At 64.8% G+C, this 17,482-nt stretch carries 16 protein-coding genes and 1 pseudogene; 7 read left to right on the top strand and 10 right to left on the bottom strand.

What is annotated here, in order from left to right:
• Positions 1 to 149: 149 nt before the first annotated feature.
• Positions 150 to 1,097 (bottom strand): LysR substrate-binding domain-containing protein, encoded by a 948-nt coding sequence (locus C4K38_RS05085; RefSeq protein WP_007932401.1) that lies wholly within the window; start codon positions 1,095 to 1,097, stop codon positions 150 to 152.
• A 135-nt stretch (positions 1,098 to 1,232) separates the two neighbouring features.
• Between C4K38_RS05085 and C4K38_RS05080 the strand changes: the two genes are divergently transcribed.
• The 3 genes from C4K38_RS05080 (at position 1,233) to C4K38_RS05070 (ending at position 4,660) form a co-directional block, all read left to right on the top strand.
• Positions 1,233 to 2,609 carry an L-serine ammonia-lyase gene (locus C4K38_RS05080; protein WP_053277513.1) on the top strand — a complete coding sequence of 459 codons (1,377 nt, stop codon included), beginning with the start codon at positions 1,233 to 1,235 and terminating at the stop codon, positions 2,607 to 2,609.
• A 201-nt stretch (positions 2,610 to 2,810) separates the two neighbouring features.
• Positions 2,811 to 4,112 carry a serine/threonine transporter gene (locus C4K38_RS05075; protein ID WP_053277512.1) on the top strand — a complete coding sequence of 434 codons (1,302 nt, stop codon included), beginning with the start codon at positions 2,811 to 2,813 and terminating at the stop codon, positions 4,110 to 4,112.
• A 218-nt stretch (positions 4,113 to 4,330) separates the two neighbouring features.
• Entirely contained in the window at positions 4,331 to 4,660 is a 330-nt protein-coding gene (locus C4K38_RS05070; RefSeq protein WP_053277511.1) for a DUF3509 domain-containing protein, read from the top strand.
• On the opposite strand, the gene C4K38_RS05065 is transcribed toward C4K38_RS05070, so the two are convergent.
• Positions 4,657 to 5,157, bottom strand: coding sequence for a phosphate-starvation-inducible protein PsiE (locus tag C4K38_RS05065; RefSeq protein ID WP_009042237.1), 501 nt, complete (start codon positions 5,155 to 5,157; stop codon positions 4,657 to 4,659). The genes C4K38_RS05070 and C4K38_RS05065 overlap by 4 nt on opposite strands.
• Before the next feature lie 370 nt (positions 5,158 to 5,527).
• Between C4K38_RS05065 and C4K38_RS05060 the strand changes: the two are divergent.
• A pseudogene (locus C4K38_RS05060) lies at positions 5,528 to 5,785 on the top strand (YebG family protein); the annotation flags it as partial.
• 156 nt (positions 5,786 to 5,941) lie between these two features.
• Here the strand turns inward: C4K38_RS05060 and C4K38_RS05055 are convergent.
• From C4K38_RS05055 to C4K38_RS05040, 4 genes are all read right to left on the bottom strand, one after another.
• Positions 5,942 to 7,051, bottom strand: a complete 1,110-nt coding sequence (locus C4K38_RS05055; protein WP_053277510.1) for a dihydrolipoamide acetyltransferase family protein — start codon at positions 7,049 to 7,051, stop codon at positions 5,942 to 5,944.
• A 10-nt stretch (positions 7,052 to 7,061) separates the two neighbouring features.
• The gene (locus tag C4K38_RS05050) at positions 7,062 to 8,048 is read right to left on the bottom strand and encodes an alpha-ketoacid dehydrogenase subunit beta (protein WP_053277509.1); all 987 of its coding nucleotides are present in this window, start codon (positions 8,046 to 8,048) and stop codon (positions 7,062 to 7,064) included.
• Positions 8,041 to 9,135 (bottom strand): pyruvate dehydrogenase (acetyl-transferring) E1 component subunit alpha, encoded by a 1,095-nt coding sequence (gene pdhA / locus C4K38_RS05045; protein ID WP_053277508.1) that lies wholly within the window; start codon positions 9,133 to 9,135, stop codon positions 8,041 to 8,043. The genes C4K38_RS05050 and pdhA overlap by 8 nt, the downstream gene beginning before the upstream one ends.
• A gap of 99 nt (positions 9,136 to 9,234) precedes the next feature.
• Entirely contained in the window at positions 9,235 to 10,254 is a 1,020-nt protein-coding gene (locus C4K38_RS05040; protein ID WP_025806470.1) for a Leu/Phe/Val dehydrogenase, read from the bottom strand.
• Between the two features lie 183 nt (positions 10,255 to 10,437).
• On the opposite strand from C4K38_RS05040, the gene C4K38_RS05035 reads away from it, so the two are divergent.
• The 3 genes from C4K38_RS05035 (at position 10,438) to C4K38_RS05025 (ending at position 12,646) form a co-directional block, all read left to right on the top strand.
• Positions 10,438 to 11,241, top strand: coding sequence for a SirB1 family protein (locus tag C4K38_RS05035; RefSeq protein ID WP_053277507.1), 804 nt, complete (start codon positions 10,438 to 10,440; stop codon positions 11,239 to 11,241).
• A gap of 68 nt (positions 11,242 to 11,309) precedes the next feature.
• Complete coding sequence (locus tag C4K38_RS05030) at positions 11,310 to 12,122, top strand: class I SAM-dependent methyltransferase (RefSeq protein WP_172833183.1); 813 nt, start codon at positions 11,310 to 11,312, stop codon at positions 12,120 to 12,122.
• A 56-nt stretch (positions 12,123 to 12,178) separates the two neighbouring features.
• A complete protein-coding gene (locus C4K38_RS05025) occupies positions 12,179 to 12,646 on the top strand; it encodes a GNAT family N-acetyltransferase (protein ID WP_025806467.1) in 468 nt (155 codons plus the stop codon).
• Positions 12,647 to 12,658: 12 nt separating this feature from the next.
• Here the strand turns inward: C4K38_RS05025 and C4K38_RS05020 are convergent, their stop codons facing one another.
• From C4K38_RS05020 to hmgA, 4 genes are all read right to left on the bottom strand, one after another.
• Positions 12,659 to 14,029: an MFS transporter gene (locus tag C4K38_RS05020; RefSeq protein WP_053277505.1), complete on the bottom strand. Its 1,371-nt coding sequence runs from the start codon at positions 14,027 to 14,029 to the stop codon at positions 12,659 to 12,661.
• 166 nt (positions 14,030 to 14,195) lie between these two features.
• Positions 14,196 to 14,834, bottom strand: coding sequence for a maleylacetoacetate isomerase (maiA, locus tag C4K38_RS05015; protein ID WP_053277504.1), 639 nt, complete (start codon positions 14,832 to 14,834; stop codon positions 14,196 to 14,198).
• Positions 14,835 to 14,849: 15 nt separating this feature from the next.
• A complete protein-coding gene (gene fahA, locus C4K38_RS05010; RefSeq protein ID WP_053277503.1) occupies positions 14,850 to 16,154 on the bottom strand; it encodes a fumarylacetoacetase in 1,305 nt (434 codons plus the stop codon).
• Positions 16,155 to 16,157: 3 nt separating this feature from the next.
• Entirely contained in the window at positions 16,158 to 17,462 is a 1,305-nt protein-coding gene (gene hmgA, locus C4K38_RS05005; RefSeq protein ID WP_053277502.1) for a homogentisate 1,2-dioxygenase, read from the bottom strand.
• Positions 17,463 to 17,482: the final 20 nt, after the last annotated feature.

Genomic DNA, 17,482 nt, shown 5'->3' with positions numbered 1-17,482 from the left:
GCGGCCTCTTGCTTACAGAGTTGGGCAGAGCGCAGAACAATTCAACCCCTTAAAAAAGATAAATATCTATTCGCAAATAAAGCCGGACAAAGCGCAAAAGCGCTGTTAATGTCGGGAGTTGGGTCGCCCCACGCCCCTGTCCTTTCTGCTTACCCGTGTCCCCCTCCCAGCGGGTGCAAACCGCGAAATATCTCCGCCTCTTCCACCAGCCAGTCGTGCACCGCGCGCACGCCCGGATGGCTCAGCGCGCCCGGCGCATACAGCAGCACATAACGCTTGTGATTGGGCACCGCGAGGCCAAACGGCACAATCAGGGTGCCGCGCTCCAGTTCATCGTTGAGCAGTGTACGTCGGGCAATCGCCACCCCCATCCCGGCAGTCGCCGCCTCGATGGTCAGGTGGTTGCGGTTGAAGGTGTGCCCACGCCGCACATCCGCGCCCTCGAAGCCTATGGCGTTGAGATAGAACTCCCACTCCGCGTACTCATAGCTGCCGCGCCAGGCGGTGATGTCGTGCAGCAACGGGAAATGCACCAGGTCCGCCGGACCGTGCAGCGGCGGCCGTCCGCGCAACAGGCCCGGGGCACAGACCGGAAAGATCTGCTCGTCCAGCAAGGCTGTGGATAACAACCCCGGATAACTGCCGTCGTTAAGGTCGATGGCCAGGTCGAAATCGCCCTCATGCAGGGCCACGCTGCTGTCCTCGGCCACCAGCCGCAGCTGAATATCCGGAAAGCGCTGCTGCAGCCGGGGCAAACGCGGGGTCAGCCACTTGCCGAGGAACGACGGGATCGAGCGCAGGCGCAAGGTCCCGCTGATCATCCCGGCATCCAGTCGGCGCAGTTCGGCGTCGATGCTGCCATAGGCCTCGTTCACCGTGATCGCCAGCCGCTGCCCCTCGGCGCTCAGCTCCACCCCACGGGCGCGGCGGTGAAACAGGCGAAAGCCGAGCCGCTCTTCCAGCAGGCGGATCTGCTGGCTGACCGCCCCCGGGGTGATGTGCAGTTCTTCCGCGCAACGGGTGAACGACAAGTGCCGCGCGGCACAGGAAAACACATGCAGCCAGACGTAGGTCTGGGCATGAAACTGACGACTCATCGTTTAGTCCTGCTAAAGGCTGTCTTAGGAAAATTCGTTGGTCAGTATTGACCGAGCTAGGCAGTATCGCCGACCTAACGCTCGGCCTACAAAAAATGGCAGCGATTTCTCTTCCATTGCTTGTAAGGCTTTAGCATGGCTATCAGTGTTTTCGATCTCTTCAAAGTCGGTATCGGTCCATCCAGCTCCCACACCGTCGGCCCGATGCGCGCCGCCGCGACCTTCGCCCAGGGGCTGTTCGAGCAAGGGTTGCAGGAGCAGGTGCAGCGGGTGGAAATCCGCCTGTACGGCTCGCTGTCCGCCACTGGCGTCGGCCATGCCACCGACCGCGCCTGCGTCATGGGCCTGATGGGCGAATGGCCCGACAGCATCGACCCAAGCAGCATCGGCCCGCGCATCCAGCAACTGCGCGAAAGCGGCGAGCTGAGCCTGGGCGGGCGCTCGAGCATCGCCTTCGACTGGCACCGCGACCTGCTGCTGCTCGACGAAAGCCTGCCCTACCACCCCAATGCCATGTCGCTGTCAGCCTTCGGCGCGGACGGCCTGCTGTGGCAGCAGACCTACTACTCGGTGGGCGGCGGTTTTATCGTCGAGGAAGCCGAAGTGACCGAAGGCGCCCCGGCGGCCAACAGCGTCGAACTGCCCTACGACTTCAACAGCGCAGTGGAACTCCTGGCCCTGTGCCAACGGCACCAGTTGCGGGTCTCGGAACTGATGATGGCCAACGAACGGGCCTGGCGCAGCGATGCCGAAATCCGCAGCGGCCTGTTGCACATCTGGTCGGTGATGCGCGAATGCGTCGAGCAGGGCCTGCGCCACGAAGGCACCCTGCCCGGCGGCCTGGATGTGCCGCGCCGCGCGGCCAAGCTGCACCGCAACCTGCTGGAAATCGGCAAGCCCAACGTCATCAGCTCGACCCTGTCGGCCATGGAGTGGGTCAACCTGTTCGCCCTGGCGGTGAACGAGGAAAACGCCGCCGGCGGACGCATGGTCACCGCACCGACCAACGGCGCGGCGGGGATCATCCCGGCGGTGCTGCATTACTACATGAAATTCAACCTCGAAGCGTCGGACGACGACGTGATCGACTTCTTCCTCGGCGCCGCCGCGGTGGGCATCCTCTGCAAGAAAAACGCCTCGATCTCCGGCGCCGAAGTCGGCTGCCAGGGCGAGGTGGGTTCCGCCTGCGCGATGGCCGCCGCGGGCCTGGCCGAGGTGCTCGGGGCCACGCCGGAACAGCTGGAAAACGCCGCCGAAATAGGCCTGGAACATAACCTCGGCCTGACCTGCGACCCGGTCGGCGGCCTGGTGCAGGTGCCCTGCATCGAGCGCAACGCGATCGCCGCGGTGAAGGCGATCAACGCCACCCAGATGGCCCTGCGCGGCGACGGCAAACACTTCATTTCCCTGGACCGGGTGATCCGCACCATGCGCGATACCGGCGCCGACATGCACGACAAATACAAAGAAACTTCACGGGGCGGCCTGGCCGTGAGTTGGGTGGAGTGCTGAGGAGCATTCCCCCAGGCCGTATGAAAACTACTGCGCTCGGCAATACTGCGTTAAAAACAGGCTCGGAATGCTCATGTAGGCCCCTACACTCCGCTTCCTCGCCTGTTTTTGCCTTGTCTTGCCTTCGCTCGCTACGTTTTCAAACGGCCTGACCGTCCGCCCCACGTGAGCCCGAGCAAAAATAATAACGAGGCGATACCGATGACCGATGTACGAACACCCGCTGCCGAAAACCCTGCTGTAGAGACTGCCCGCGACACCACAACCACCAGCAAGGGCTGGAGCAAACACGACACCACCTGGATGCTCGGCCTGTACGGCACCGCCATCGGCGCCGGCACCCTGTTCCTGCCGATCAACGCCGGGGTCGGCGGCTTCTGGCCGTTGATCGTGCTGGCTCTGCTGGCCTTCCCGATGACCTTCTTCGCCCACCGCGGGCTGACCCGTTTCGTGCTGTCCGGGCGCTCCGGCGACATCACCGAAGTGGTGGAAGAACACTTCGGCATCGGCGCCGGCAAGCTGATCACCCTGCTCTACTTCTTCGCCATCTTCCCGATCCTGCTGGTGTACAGCGTGGCGCTGACCAACACCCTGGGCAGCTTCATGGAACACCAGCTGCACATGACGCCACCGCCGCGGGCGATCCTGTCCCTGGTGCTGATCCTCGGCCTGATGGCCATTGTGCGGTGCGGCCAGGGCGTGATCGTGCGGGCCATGAGCGTGCTGGTCTATCCCTTTGTCGCCGCGCTGTTGCTGCTGGCCCTCAGCCTGATCCCGAACTGGAACGGCGCTTTCTTCGCCTCGGCCAGTGACGGCATGTCCATGCCGCTATTCCTCAAGACCCTGTGGCTGGCGATCCCGGTGATGGTGTTCTCGTTCAACCACTCGCCGATCATCTCGGCCTTCGCCGTCGACCAGAAGCGCCACTACGGCGCCCAGGCCGAACGCAAGAGCAGCGGCATCCTCGCCGTGGCCCACGGCATGATGGTGCTGACGGTGATGTTCTTCTGCTTCAGCTGCGTGCTGGCCCTGTCGCCGGCCGACCTGGCCGCGGCCAAGGCGCAGAACATCTCGATCCTGTCGTACCTGGCCAACCACTTCCAGACCCCGGTGATCGCCTATGCCGCGCCGCTGATCGCGCTGGTGGCTATCACCAAATCCTTCCTCGGCCACTACATCGGCGCCAGCGAGGGTTTCCAGGGGCTGATCGTGAAAAGCCTGCGCAGCCGTGGCCGGACCCTGTCGTCGCGCTGGCTGGAGCGTTGCACCGCGCTGTTCATGGTCCTGACCTGCTGGGCCGTGGCCACCTTCAACCCGAGCATCCTCGGCATGATCGAAACCCTGGGCGGGCCGGTGATCGCCTGCCTGCTGTTCCTGATGCCGATGTACGCAATCCGACGGGTGCCATCTCTGCGCCAGTATTCGGGCCAGCTGTCGAATCTGTTCGTGGTGCTGATCGGCCTGATCGCACTGTCAGCGATCATTTATTCGTTCATGCCCTGAAACGGGTAGCCAAAGAAAAACGGACCATTTGGTCCGTTTTTTTTCGCCCCCGGGTTTATTGGTCGGCGGTTTTCCCGGCATGCCCTTTGCTTTGCAAGACCTGAGGAATACGGACGTTAACCAGCCTCAGCGAACGGCCTGCCAGTGGTCTGGACATGCGAACTAATCCCGATCCCGGCCGGTCAATGACTGCACGATCCAATCAAGCGGTGACGCACATGGACAACCCTTTTCAGCTGATTACCGATGCCTTCGCCCCGGAATACCGGGTCAACCTGAGCATCCAGGGCCTGGACGGCAGCATCATGCTGACCCTGTCCAAGGCCAGCCGGGTCGTGGCCAAACGCATGATCAGCGCCGAGCAGCGCAACGATCCGCAGCGGCTCAAGCGCCTGGTGCAAAGCATTCAGTTCGGCATCGCCATCGAGCAGGGCCACAGCGCCGTGGCCATCCTCGAAGCCATGACCAACAGCGACAGCTTCAAGCTGCCGCTGCCGGCCGCCAAGGGCCGGCCCGCTAACCGGCCGCCCCTGACCCTGGCGATTTAAAGCTCGCCCTTCTCCACTTCCGGATGCTCGCTGGAACCCGCGCCGACCTTGCGTTGCGGGTGTTCGATCTTCACCGACGGGAACTGCGACGAGGCATAGCGCACCACCAGGATGGAGAAGGCCAGCAGCAGGATGCCGCCACACAGGTAGATGATCCCCAGGTCCGGCGGGTTGTGGTGCGACACGTTGGAGATCAGCAGGCGGGTCAGCGCAGTGATCGCCACGTAGATCAGGAAGCGCACCGGCATGTGGTTGGTCTTGAAGTAGATGCCGACCATGGCGCCCAGTTCGAGGTAGATGAACAGCAGGAGAATGTCATCGATCTTGATATGACCTTCTTCGAGCATCCCGAGAAACTCCATCACCGCCGCCCAGGCCGTCACCGCGCCGATGGCGAACAGCGCCAGGTAGTGAAAGGTCTCGACGAACAGGTTGCCCAGGGACTCGGCCAACTGATGGACGTTCTGCCGCAGTTTCTCGGCCCAATTGATTTTCACGATGGTTTTTCCTTAGGTCGACTCGACCGGATGATGCGGGTTGGACGTGACGGTTGTTCTGCATGCAGAAAAAAGGCCAGCGTCTGGGAAATGAGATGGCGGCCGGGGTCGACTGGACACTTCTGTGGTGCTCTCAAGGGCGTCTTCGCGGGCAAGTCGGACGCCGCCCGCTCGCTCCTACAGATTGCATGGTCTGTAGGAGCGAGGCTTGCCCGCGATGGGGATCGACGCGTAATCACCTGACAAACCCTGAAACCCGGCTAGATTAAAAAGCCACTATTCAAAGCAGCAGGATTCGCTTATCCTGAGCGCTGTATATAAATACAGTAGTAGCAAAGACCCATTATCGTGAAGGCATGTGAGGTGGTGAATGGCCGTCGAAGTGGTATACCGCAGCAGCCGAGATCTGGAGCGCTTGTTCATGGATAAAGCCGAAGCTGACCGTCATGACAAAATGCTCGAACTGGCTGAATTGCTGGCGCAAGTGTTGCAAAAAGCTGTGCCGTCCCTGAGCGAGCAGCAGGTGGAAGAAGCCGGGATCTACATGGCGAAGAACCGCGATGTATTCGCCAAGGCCTTCAAGAGCCAGCCGGACGCCCTGTCCGAACTGCTCAGCGCGCCGGTTGCGGCGGCCGAGCCAGAGGCTCCGCTGGCAGCGCCCGAAGCCGCGGAACCCGCAGCACCGGCCAAGCCCGCCAAGGCGAGCAAAGCCGCCAAGTAAGCAGGCTCGAATTGAACAGGCCCTGAGTCTTTGGCTCAGGGCCTTTTTCATGCCTGTGGAAAACTAAAGCTCGGGTTGCTCCAGCGCTTCGACCAACGCCTTGAAGAAGCGCGCCGCCTCGCCACCGGTGACCACCCGATGATCGAAGGTCAGGGACAGCGGCAGCAGCGGATGCACCGCCACCGCGCCGTTCACGGCCACCGGCTCGTCGCGGATCACCCCGGCGGCAAGGATCGCCACTTGCGGCGGCACCACCACCGGGTTGGCGTAGCGCCCGAACAGAGTGCCGAAGTTGGACAGGGTCAGGGTCGCGCCCATCATCTCCTTGGGCGGAATCGAGCGTGCCTGCACATCGGCGCGCAAGCGCGTCACCCCCGCCTTGAGGTCCACCGCGTCGCGCTGGCCGACATTGCGCAGCACAGGCACGAACAGGCCATCGGGGGTGTCCACGGCGATGCCCAGGTCGAGGTGCTGGTGCTGCTTGATCGACAGGGTCTTGCCGTCGAACGCGCTGTTGAGCACCGGTTCCACCGCACAGGCCGCCGCCAGCGCCTTGGCCAGGCGGATCAGCGGATCGCGGGCCTGGCCCCAGCGATGCAGGTCGGCATCGCCATAAATCGTCACCGGCACCACCTCGGCATGGGAGCGGGCCATGTTCAGCGCCATGCTGCGGCGTACCCCACGCAGCCGGTCGCCGCCGAACCGCTCGCGCTCCTGCTGCGCGGCGCTTTCCACATCGCCGCGGGTGATCAGCCCGTCCTTGGTCGAACCGCTCAAGGCATTCACATCCACGCCCAATTGCCGGGCCAGTTGGCGCACTGCCGGCGTGGCGCGGACTGCCATGTGTTCACGGGTCGAGGGCGCGGCGCCGACAAAAAACCGGTCTTCCTGACTGGCCCCACCACCTTCGAGGCGCCCGACCACGGTGCCGGCATCCGCCTCGCCTTCGTAGCCGAGCAAGGGTTCGCCGACATGCAGGATGTCGCCCGGCGCGCCGTAGGTTTTCGCCACCACGCCGTCATAGGGCGCGGGAATGTCCACCAGGGCCTTGGCGGTTTCCACCGACACCAGCAACTGATCGGCCTTGACCACATCGCCGGCCCTGACGTGCCATTCGACGATCTCCGCTTCCTGCAGGCCTTCGCCCAGATCGGGCAGTTTGAAATATTTCATCGCAGCCTCCTCAGGCGAAGTTCAGGGTGCTGTCGCAGGCGTGAAGAATGTCTTCGACGCCGGGGATGTACAGCGATTCCAGGCGATACAGCGGCGGTGGAATGTCCGGCGCGGTGACCCGCAGGATCGGCGCCTGCAATTCCAGCAATACCCGCTCGTAGAGGCTGGCGGCGATTTCCGCGCCGACCCCGCAGGTGCGCGGCGCCTCGTGCACGATCACGCAGCGCCCGGTCTTGCGCACCGAGGCTTCCAGGGTGTCGAGGTCCAGTGGCTTGATGCAGGCGACATCGATCACCTCCGCCGACACGCCCTGCTCGGCCAGCGCGCTGGCAGCCTGCAGGGTCTCGACGATGCTCGCGCCCCAACTGACCAGGGTGATGTCGCTGCCTTCACGCAGGGTGAAACAGCTGTCCAGCGGCAGGCGCTTGCCGTCGTCCATCAGCGGTTGCGGGTTCATGCGGTAGAGCCGGGTCGGCTCGAGGAACAGCACCGGGTCGGGATCGTCGATGGCCGCCAGCAGCAGGCCGTAGGCCCGTGCCGGCGAGGACGGCACCAGCACCCGCAGCCCCGGGATATGGGCGAACAGCGCCTCGGTGCTTTCGCTGTGGTGCTCCGGCGCGCGAATGCCCGCGCCCATGGGCGTGCGCAGCACCATCGGGCAGGTGATGCGCCCGCGGGTGCGGTTGCGCATGCGGCTGGCATGGGACACCAGGTGCTCCATGGTCGCGTAGATAAAGCCCATGAACTGAATTTCCACCACCGGCTTCAAGCCTTGGGCGGCCATGCCGATCACCAGACCGCCGAGCATGGTTTCCGCCAGTGGCGAATCGATCACCCGCTTGAAGCCGAAACTGTCGCGCAGCCCCAGGGTGGCGCGGAACACCCCGCCGTTCACCCCCACGTCCTCACCCAGGACAATCACGTTCTCGTCCTCGGCCATGGCCCGGTGCAACGCCAGGTTCACCGCTTCCAGCAGGCTGAATGTGCCGTTACTCATGGTCCGTACCTCCCGCACGCCGCGCCAGCCGTTCGAGGAACATCTCGCGCTGTTCGGCCAGGGCCGCCGGCCACTGTGCGTAGACATGGTCCAGTATCGACTCGGGGGCCTGGGTGCCCGCCGCCTCGAAGTTATCCACGGCACGCTGCACCAGCGCCTGGCATTCCACCATCAGCGCCTGCTCGCGGTTTCCCTCCCAGACACCCTGCCCGACCATGAAGCGTTGCAGGCGCTTGATCGGCTCTTCCAGCCAGGCCTGCTTGACCTCATCCGCGGCGCGATAGCGCGTGGAATCGTCGGCGGTGGTGTGGTCGCCCAGGCGATAGCTCAGGCATTCCAGCAGCACCGGTCCCTTGCCATGCCGGGCGCGCTCCAGGGCCACCTGCACCCGGTCGTACACCGCGAGCATGTCGTTGCCATCGACCTGTTCGCCGTGGAAGCCGGCGCCGATGGCCTTCTGCGCCAGGGTCGGCGCGCCGCACTGGATACGCCGTGGCACCGAGATCGCCCACTGGTTGTTGTTGACCACGAATACCACCGGCAATTGCCAGGTGCCCGCCACGTTGAGGGCCTCGAGGAAGTCGCCCTTGCTGGTAGCGCCGTCGCCACAGGTGGTCACCACCACCCGATGCTCGCCACGGATCTTGAACGCGCTGGCCACGCCGCAGGCATGCAGGGCCTGGGTGGCGATCGGCACGCAGATCGGGAAATCCTCGGCCACCGCCGGGTCGACGAAATCGCTGCCGCGCTCGTCGCCGCCCCAGTACAGCAGGATCTCCTCCATGCGCACCCCGCGCATCAGCTGCACGGCGGTGTCGCGGTAATAGGGCACCAGCACGTCTTCGGGCCGCATCAGGCTGCCGATGGCCACGCCAATGGCTTCCTGGCCGAGGGTCGGCGCGTAGGTGCCGATGCGTCCGGTGCGTTGCAGGGCCACGGCTTTCTGGTCGAACAGGCGGGTCAGGACCATCTGCCGGTAGAGCCGGGTCAGCAGATTGAAGTCGTCGGCCCAGGCCGGCAGGTCGCCGAGCAACTGGCCGTCCGGGGACAAATAGCGGGTATAGGGAAGTGCAACCTTGTGAGGCATCACATGGCTCCTGGCACGCCGGGTCAGCGTGCGGTCGTTGCGCCTCGCGCTTGTGGCGCGGGGCCTACAGGGCGCAATGGCCGGGTAAGGCCTTCGCCCCTAGCGGTACAGCACGCGCTCCGCCAAGTCGTCGGCCACCCGCGCCGGGGAGCGCTTTTCAGCCTGGGCGTGGGCGAAGACTTCGGTGAGCCGCTGGCTGATCTTCGACAGGTGGGCGGTGATGGTCGCCAGGTCTTCACCGCGATGCTTGAGCGAAACGTAGATCAGCCCGCCGGCGTTGATCACGTAATCCGGCGCGTAGAGGATGCCGCGGTTTTCCAGTTGGTCGGCGACCTGCAGGTTGGTCAACTGGTTGTTGGCCGAGCCTGCCACCGCCGAGCAGCGCAGTTGCGCCACGCTGTGGCTGTTGAGCACGCCGCCCAGCCCGCAGGGCGCGAGGATGTCGCACGGCGTGCTGAGCAAGGCTTCGTTGGCGATCGGATGGGCACCCAGTTGCTCCATGGCCAGTTGCACCTTGCCGGAATCGATATCGCTGACCAGCAACTCGGCACCCGCGGCATGCAGCTGTTCGGCGAGGGCAAAGCCGACATTGCCCAGGCCCTGGATAGCGACCCGCAAGCCTTCGAGGTTGTCGCTGCCGAGGCGGGCCATGGCGGTGGCGCGAATGCCGGCGAACACGCCCATGGCGGCATGCGGTGCCGGGTCGCCGGAGGCGGTGGTGCTGGTGACGTGCTGGGTGGTTTGGGCGATGCAGTCCATGTCGGCGACCGAGGTGCCGCTGTCGATGGCGGTGATGTAGCGGCCATCGAGTTGCTCGACGCAGCGACCGAAGGCTTCGAACAGCGCGGCGCGGCTTTCGACGTGGGGCGGACGGATGATGACGGCCTTGCCGCCGCCGTGGGGCAAACCAGCCAGGGCGGCCTTGTAGCTCATGCCCTGGGCCAGGCGCACGGCATCGACCACGGCACTTTCGTCGTCGGGGTAGGCAAGGTAACGACAGCCTCCCAGGGCAGGCCCCAGGCGACTGCTATGAATGGCGATCACCGCCTTCAACCCGGTGGCCGAGTCAACGCTCAGGTGCAGCGATTCAAGGCGAGTGCTTTGCATGAGAGCGAACATCGTCGGGCTCCCGAATCACTTCTTGTAGTCGCCAGTATAGGCTTGTGCATGAAAATTGCTGGAGCGCGCGGGAATAAGCCGAACACCTTTTCAGGCTTTAGGAAATAACCTGCTACGACATGTGTGCGGCACTGGACGAACGCTCGCGACGGGGCTAAAACGAGGCATTCGCCGGAGATTTCGATGAACCCGCGTCAAGCTTTTTTCGCCTGCCTGCAACAGTCCCCGCCCGCCCTTTTCGAGGCGGCACTGTGGATCGCTGCCGAACACGACACCGAGGTATCGACCGAGCAGTTGCTGCAGGATTTCAAGGAGCTGCAACAGCGGGTCAGCTCCGGCTTGCCGTTGCTGCCGGTCAGCGAACTGGGCCAGCCGCTGCTGCGGCGCATGAACGACCTGGGTTTCCAGCAGGACGAGTTCCTGCCGCTGCGCCCACAGGCGGCGCTGCTGGACAAGGTGCTGCACACCCGGCGCGGGCAACCGCTGGCGCTGGGACTGATAGCCCTGGAGCTGGCACGGCGCCTGGAAATCCCCATGGTCGGGGTCAACTTCCCGGGGCACTTTCTGTTGCGCGTGCCCGGCGCCGATCACCTGCTCGATCCCTGCGGCGGGCGCCGCCTGTATCCCAACGACTGCCGTGAACTGCTGGAGCGCCAGTACGGGCCGAACATCAAGCTGACCGCCGAGCACCTGGCCACGGCCAGCCCACAGCAGATGCTCCAGCGCCTGTCGCGCAACCTGCGCCAGTTGCACCTGAGCCACGACGACCACCTCAATGCGCTGATCGATGCCGAGCGGGTCCTGGAACTGGGCAACGGCAGCGCCTCCGACTACCTGGCCCGCGCCAGCCTCTACCAGCACCTGGACTGCCCCAACGCCGAACGCTTCGACCTGGAGCACGCCCTGCTGCTCAGCGAAGACCCGATCCAGCGCCTGCGCCTGACCGAACGCCTGGGGCACCTGCCGCCCAATACCATCGTGCACTGATGGGGCGCTCTGCCTCCCATGCCACAATGCCCGGCGACGACTCTCCGTTTGCTTCAAGGATGAACAGCATGAACAGCGCCGAACGCTTTCTTCAGGACTTTCACCAGCGTCGCCCCGGCACCACGCCGCCGGCCTTTTCCGGGCTGAGCCTGCCGGGGCGCGGTTCATCCTACGAGATGCTGGCGGCCACGCTCGCCACCGCTCAGCTTCGCGCACGGGTGCTGGACCTGGGCTGCGGCGACGGTTTCCTGCTGGATCTGCTGGCCAGGGAGTATCCCGAAGCCCGGTTGATTGGCGTGGACATGAGCGCAACCGAACTGCAGGCAGCACACACCCGCCTGGCGAACCGCAGCGTGCTGCTCAATGAGCGGGCCCAGTGCCTGTCGATTGCCAGCGGCAGCGTCGATGCCGTGGTATCGCACCTGGCCCTGATGCTGATGAGCGATATCGAACAGGTGCTGGAGGAGATCCATCGGGTCCTGGCCAAGGGCGGGCAGCTTTCGGCCATCGTCGGCCGGGCCTTTCTGTTGGGCGAGCCGGGCCAGCGCTACTTGCAGGCCTTGCGCGCCGCCGCCCGACGCGACCAGCTCCGTCCCCTGCCCCTGGTGGATCCCCGTACTCAGTCACAGAGTGGATGGCGGGCACTGTTGGGCCACCGCTTCACCTCACTGCAATTCGAGGAACTGGGCCTTGAGTGGACGCCCACCTTCGAGGAGCTCTGGGACTCGTTGGGAGAAACCTACGACCTGGACCGCCTGACACCCGCCAATCGCGCATTGATGAAGAGCGAACTGCGCACGGCCATACACCCCTTGCTACGGGCGGACGGCACGCTGCTGACCGGCTGGGGGCTGCTGCTGATCCAGGCCAGGGCTGCATGACAGCCCCGCCCGGGCTCTGGCAGGATGCTCGGCTCACACCAGGGAATGGGCACAGCATGCTGATCAGAAAAGCTCATGGCGACGACGCGCAACGCGTCTTCGTCATTCGCAACCAAGCCATCAACCACCAGTGCAGCGGCCATTACCCCGCCGCCGACCTGCAAGTCTGGACCGCTGGCAGCCTGGGGGACTACTTCATCGAAGTCCTGGAGAAGACCGGGCACGTAGCCGTCATCGACGACCAGATCACCGCCAGCGGCATGCTCGACCTGGAGTCGGGGCAGGTCGATGCGGTGTTTGTCGATCCGGCGTACATGGGCCGCGGGATCGGCCGGCAGATGATGAACTACCTCGAACAACTGGCACTGCAGGCCGGCCTGCCGCACCTGATCCTGGACTCGACCCTGAACGCCGCGGACTTCTATCGCCACTGCGGCTTCGTCGGCGAACGGATTGCCCAGTACCAGTCGCCCCGTGGCCTGACCCTGGCCTGCGTGCCGATGATCAAGCATCTGGCACGCTGAGCCCGCGCTCGTTCAGGGTTTGAGCGGTGCCTGCAGTTCCGGGGCCGGTCCCGCGCCTGCCGAAGAAGCCTCGGACGGCGAGCGCACCTGGATGATCAGCAGCGCCGCAATCACCGCCGGAATCGCGCAAAAGAAGAAGATCTGCTGCACCGGGATGTGCATCGCCAGCAGCAGGCCGCCGAACAGCGGGCCGAGGATCGAGCCGAAGCGGCCGACACCCAGGGCCCAACCAGTGCCGGTGGCGCGCACATGGGCCGGGTAGAAGTTGCTGGCGAAGGCATTGAGGGTCAGTTGGCCGCCGATGATGCAGAAGCCGGCGGCGAAGACGAAGGCCACCAGGTAGCGCGGGTTGTCGTGGTTCAGGCCCAACAGAATGGTGCACAGCGCCGCCCCGGCCAGCACCGCCGAAAGCAGCCGTACCTTGCGTTTCAGGCGGTCGGCGAACCAGGCCATGCAGATCGCCCCCAGGGTACCGGCGAACAGGAACATCGAGGTCACCAGGTTCGCTTCGTTCAAGCCAAGGCCACTTTCCAGCAGCAGCGACGGCAACCAGCTGATCATGAAATACAGCAGGATCAGGCTGACGAAAAAGGTCGACCAGATCAGCAGCGTCGGGCGCGCATAACCGTGGCGGAACAACTCGATCACCGTGAGCTTGCTGCCCTGCTCGGCTTGGTTATGCGCGGCCGAGGCGGCCGGTGGCTGCCAGTCCGGCAACATGCGCGCGGTGACCTTGCGCAGGCGGGCATAAGGCGGCTGATCGCGCAGCAGGCGCGGCAGCGATTCGGGCAGGAACCAGGCAAGGAACGGGAACAGCAGCAACGGCGTGACACCGCCGGCGAGGAACACCGCCTGCCAGCCGAAGCTGTCGATGAAGCCTGCGGCGACAAAACCGCCGGCCGCGCCGCCGAAGGAGAAACCGCAAGCGGCCAGGGTCACCATCAGGGTACGCAGACGCGGTGGCGAGTATTCCGACATCAGCGCCATGGCGCTGGGCATCGCCCCGCCCATGCCGATGCCGCAGATAAAACGCGCGACCATCAGGCTGTTCAGCGAATCGGCGAACACCATCATCACGGTGAGGCTGGCGTAGATCAGCACGCAGGCCAGCAGAATCCGCCGCACGCCAAAACGGTCCGCCAGCGGCGTCACCGCCAGCGAGCCCAGGGTCAAGCCCAGCAGGTTGGCACTGAACACCGGACCGAACGCAGCTTTCTCCAGGCCCCAGTCCTGGGCCAGGGCCGGCACCACATAACCCAGCACCTGGGCGTCGTAGCCGTCGGTGACCAGCAACAGGGCCAGAAGCAGAAGAAGCAACCACTGATAACGCGACACGGGACGTGCGTCGAGCGCCGCCCGGAAGCTGGCAATCTGATTGTGCATCGCAAGGTACCTGCTGGTTTTTATGGTTATGGGAGCCGGCAGACCGTCATTGCTCTTGGGCGGCAATGATCGGTCTTGTGTACGTCTTCAGGTGCAGGAGCGGGCTTGCACCTACGGGCATATCTTCTATTGCGGCTGCCACAGGCCGTGGCAGCGGCAATAGAGGTCAGGCAGGCGTATCGGGCTGGTTGGCCGGATGGGCCTTCTGGAACGCCGGGTGTTCGGCGGCCAAGGCGGCGACCCGGCGAATCCGCGGGTAGGCGTCCAATGGCACCTTGAAGCGCTCGGCCGCGTACAGCTGGGGAATCAGGAAGGTGTCGGCCAGCCCCGGTTGTTCGCCGAAGCAATACCCCTGCTCGCCGATCAATTGCTCGACCGCCGCCAGGCCGTTGCTGATCCAGTGGCCGATCCACTCCAGCACCCGGGCCTCGTCGTAGCCCCACTGACGCAACAGGTTCTGCGTGCTGGAGTTGTGCAGCGGATGGATATCGCAGCCGATCAGCAATGCCACCGCCCGCTCGTGGGCGCGGGCCGCCAGCTCCTGGGAGAGCAGCGGCACCTGTGGATAACGTTCCTCCAGGTACTCGATGATGGCCAGCGACTGGATCAGCAACTCGCCGTCATCGGTACGCAAGGCCGGCACGCGGCCTTGGGGGTTGATCCGCAGGTATTCCGGCTGGCGATTCGCACCGCCCCCGGCTGCCAGCAGATTGACTGGCAGCGCCTGGTAATCCAGGCCCTTGAGCGCCAGGGCGATGCGCACCCGGTAGGAAGCGGTCGAGCGATAGTAGGTATAGAGCTCCATGACGCGCACCTCTTCTTAACGGGCAGGCAGGATTTTGCCGCGGCATTCGCCGAAACCTATGGAGGCAAAACCCTCACGGCGGCAGCGACCGCGCAGGATGATTTCGTCGCCGTCCTCGAGGAACTTGCGCACTTCGCCGGAGGCCAGCTCGATCGGCTTCTTGCCGCCTTCGGTGATCTCCAGCAGGCTGCCGAACTGGCTGCTTTGCGGGCCCGACAGGGTGCCCGAACCGAACAGGTCGCCGGCCTGCAACTGGCAGCCGTTGACGCTGTGGTGGGCGACCATCTGCGCCACGGTCCAGTACATGTACTGGGTGTTGCTCAGGGTCAGGCGGTGGGCCGGCAGGCCTTGCTCGCGCATCTTCTCGGTGAGCAGCAGCACTTCCAGTTCGATATCGAAACCACCGGCGGCCTGGTCGCGCTTGTCCAGCAGATACGACAACGGCTGCGGGTCGCCTTCGGGACGTGGCGTCTGGGCACGGCGGAACGGCTCCAGGGCTTCGGCCGTCACCACCCACGGCGAGATGCTGGTGATGAAGCTTTTCGACAGGAACGGGCCCAGCGGCTGGTATTCCCAGGCCTGGATATCCCGCGCCGACCAGTCGTTGAGCAGGCAGAAGCCGGCGATGTGCTCGGCGGCGTCGCCAATGGCAATCGGCTCGCCCATTTCATTGCCCTGGCCGATCCAGATACCCAGCTCCAGCTCGTAGTCCAGCCGCGCGCATGGGCCGAAAGTCGGCTCGCTCTGGCCGGCAGGCAGGGTCTGGCCCTTGGGCCGGCGTACGTCGGCACCGGAAGTACGGATGGTGGACGCGCGGCCGTGGTAACCGATCGGCACGTACTTGTAGTTCGGCAGCAGCGGGTTGTCCGGGCGGAACAGCTTGCCGACGTTCTGCGCGTGCTCGATGCCGACATAGAAGTCGGTGTAGTCGGTGATCTTCGCCGGCAGGTGCATCTGGCAATCGGCAGCCAGGGGCAGCAGCTTCGCCCCCAGGGCCTCGACCTTGCCGCGCAGGCTGCTGCCTTCGCCGAGCAACTCCAGCAGGCGCTCGCGCAGGGCGACGCGGGCCGGGCGGCCCAGTTCGAAAAAGGCATTCAACTGGCCGCCACGGGTGGCTTCCACCGCGGCCTTGGCCGGGCCCTCGAACAGCCCGGCGTCGAGCGCCGCTTCCAGGTCGAAGATGTGCTCGCCGATGGCCACGCCGCTGCGTGGCGCCGAACCCTGGAGGCTGAACACCCCCAGCGGCAGGTTCTGCAACGGGAAGTCGGCATGATCGTTGGCGGAGGCAACCCAGCTGCGGGTGATGGTTGGCTGATTCATGGGTTATTTCCGATTCGGGTTGAAGGTGGCGGGCAGCGATGCCCAGCAAGCATCGTAGTCGTTCTGCAATTGCGGGCACTCCAGGGCGAACTGGCTCGGGCGCAGCACCTGGCTGGTCTCGAACATGAAAGCCATGGTGTTGTCGATCTTGGCCGGTTGCAGCTCGGCGTTGATCGCCTTGGTGCAGCTTTCGCCATCCGGGCCGTGGGCGCTCATGCAGCTGTGCAGCGAAGCGCCGCCGGGCACGAAACCTTCGGCCTTGGCATCGTAGGCGCCCTGGATCAGGCCCATGTATTCGTTCATCAGGTTGCGGTGGAACCACGGCGGCCGGAAGGTGTTCTCGGCCACCATCCAGCGCGGCGGGAAGATCACGAAGTCGAGGTTGGCCAGGCCGTGCACGCTGGTGGGCGAGGTCAGCACGGTGAAAATCGACGGGTCCGGGTGGTCGAAGCTGACGGTGCCGATGGTGTTGAAACGGCGCAGGTCATATTTGTACGGCACATTGTTGCCGTGCCAGGCCACCACGTTCAGCGGCGAATGATCCAGCTCGCAGCCCCACAGCTCGCCGAGGAACTTCTGCACCAGGGTGGTCGGCTGCTTGAGGTATTCGTAGTGGGCGACCGGGGTCAGGAAGTCCCGCGGGTTAGCCAGGCCGTTGCTGCCGATCGGCCCCAGGTCGGGCAGGCGCAGGGGTGCGCCATGGTTTTCGGCTATATAGCCACGAGCCTGTGGGTCCAGCAGTTCGACGCGGAATTTCAGGCCGCGGGGCAATACCGCGATCTCCAGCGGCTCGACCTCCAGTACCCCCAGCTCGGTGGCAATGCGCAGGCGGCCCTGTTCGGGCACCAGCAGCAACTCGCCGTCGGCGTTGAAGAACACCCGCTCCATGGAGCGGTTGGCGCGGTAGGTGTAGATGCTGATTCCGGCCGGTTTCTGCGCCGCCGAGTTGGCGACCATGTTCACCAGGCCGTCGATGAAATCGGTCGGCTCACTCGGAATATCCAGCGGGTTCCAGCGCAACCGGTTGGGCGTGATCTCGCCCAGCGGCCCGCCCGCCAGTTGGCGGTCCAGCTTGACGAACGCCGGGTGGTTGGCCGATGGCTGGATGCGGTACATCCAGGTGCGCCGCGCTTCGCTGCGGACCATGGTGAAGGCCGTGCCGGAGAAGAGTTCGGTGTAGAGGCCGTAGGGGGCTTTTTGCGGGGAGTTCTGGCCGACGGGCAAGGCGCCTGGCAGGGCCTCACTGGAAAACTGGTTGCCGAAGCCCGACTGGTACGCAAGCCCGGACGCCGTGGAATCGAGGTTCATGGAGCCTCCTGGAAGTGGAG

The sequence above is a fragment of the Pseudomonas chlororaphis subsp. piscium genome (assembly GCF_003850345.1).
GTDB lineage: Bacteria > Pseudomonadota > Gammaproteobacteria > Pseudomonadales > Pseudomonadaceae > Aquipseudomonas > Aquipseudomonas piscium.
Note: the sequence above shows the minus strand (reverse complement) of the source record. Positions and strands in the feature narration are given on the sequence as shown.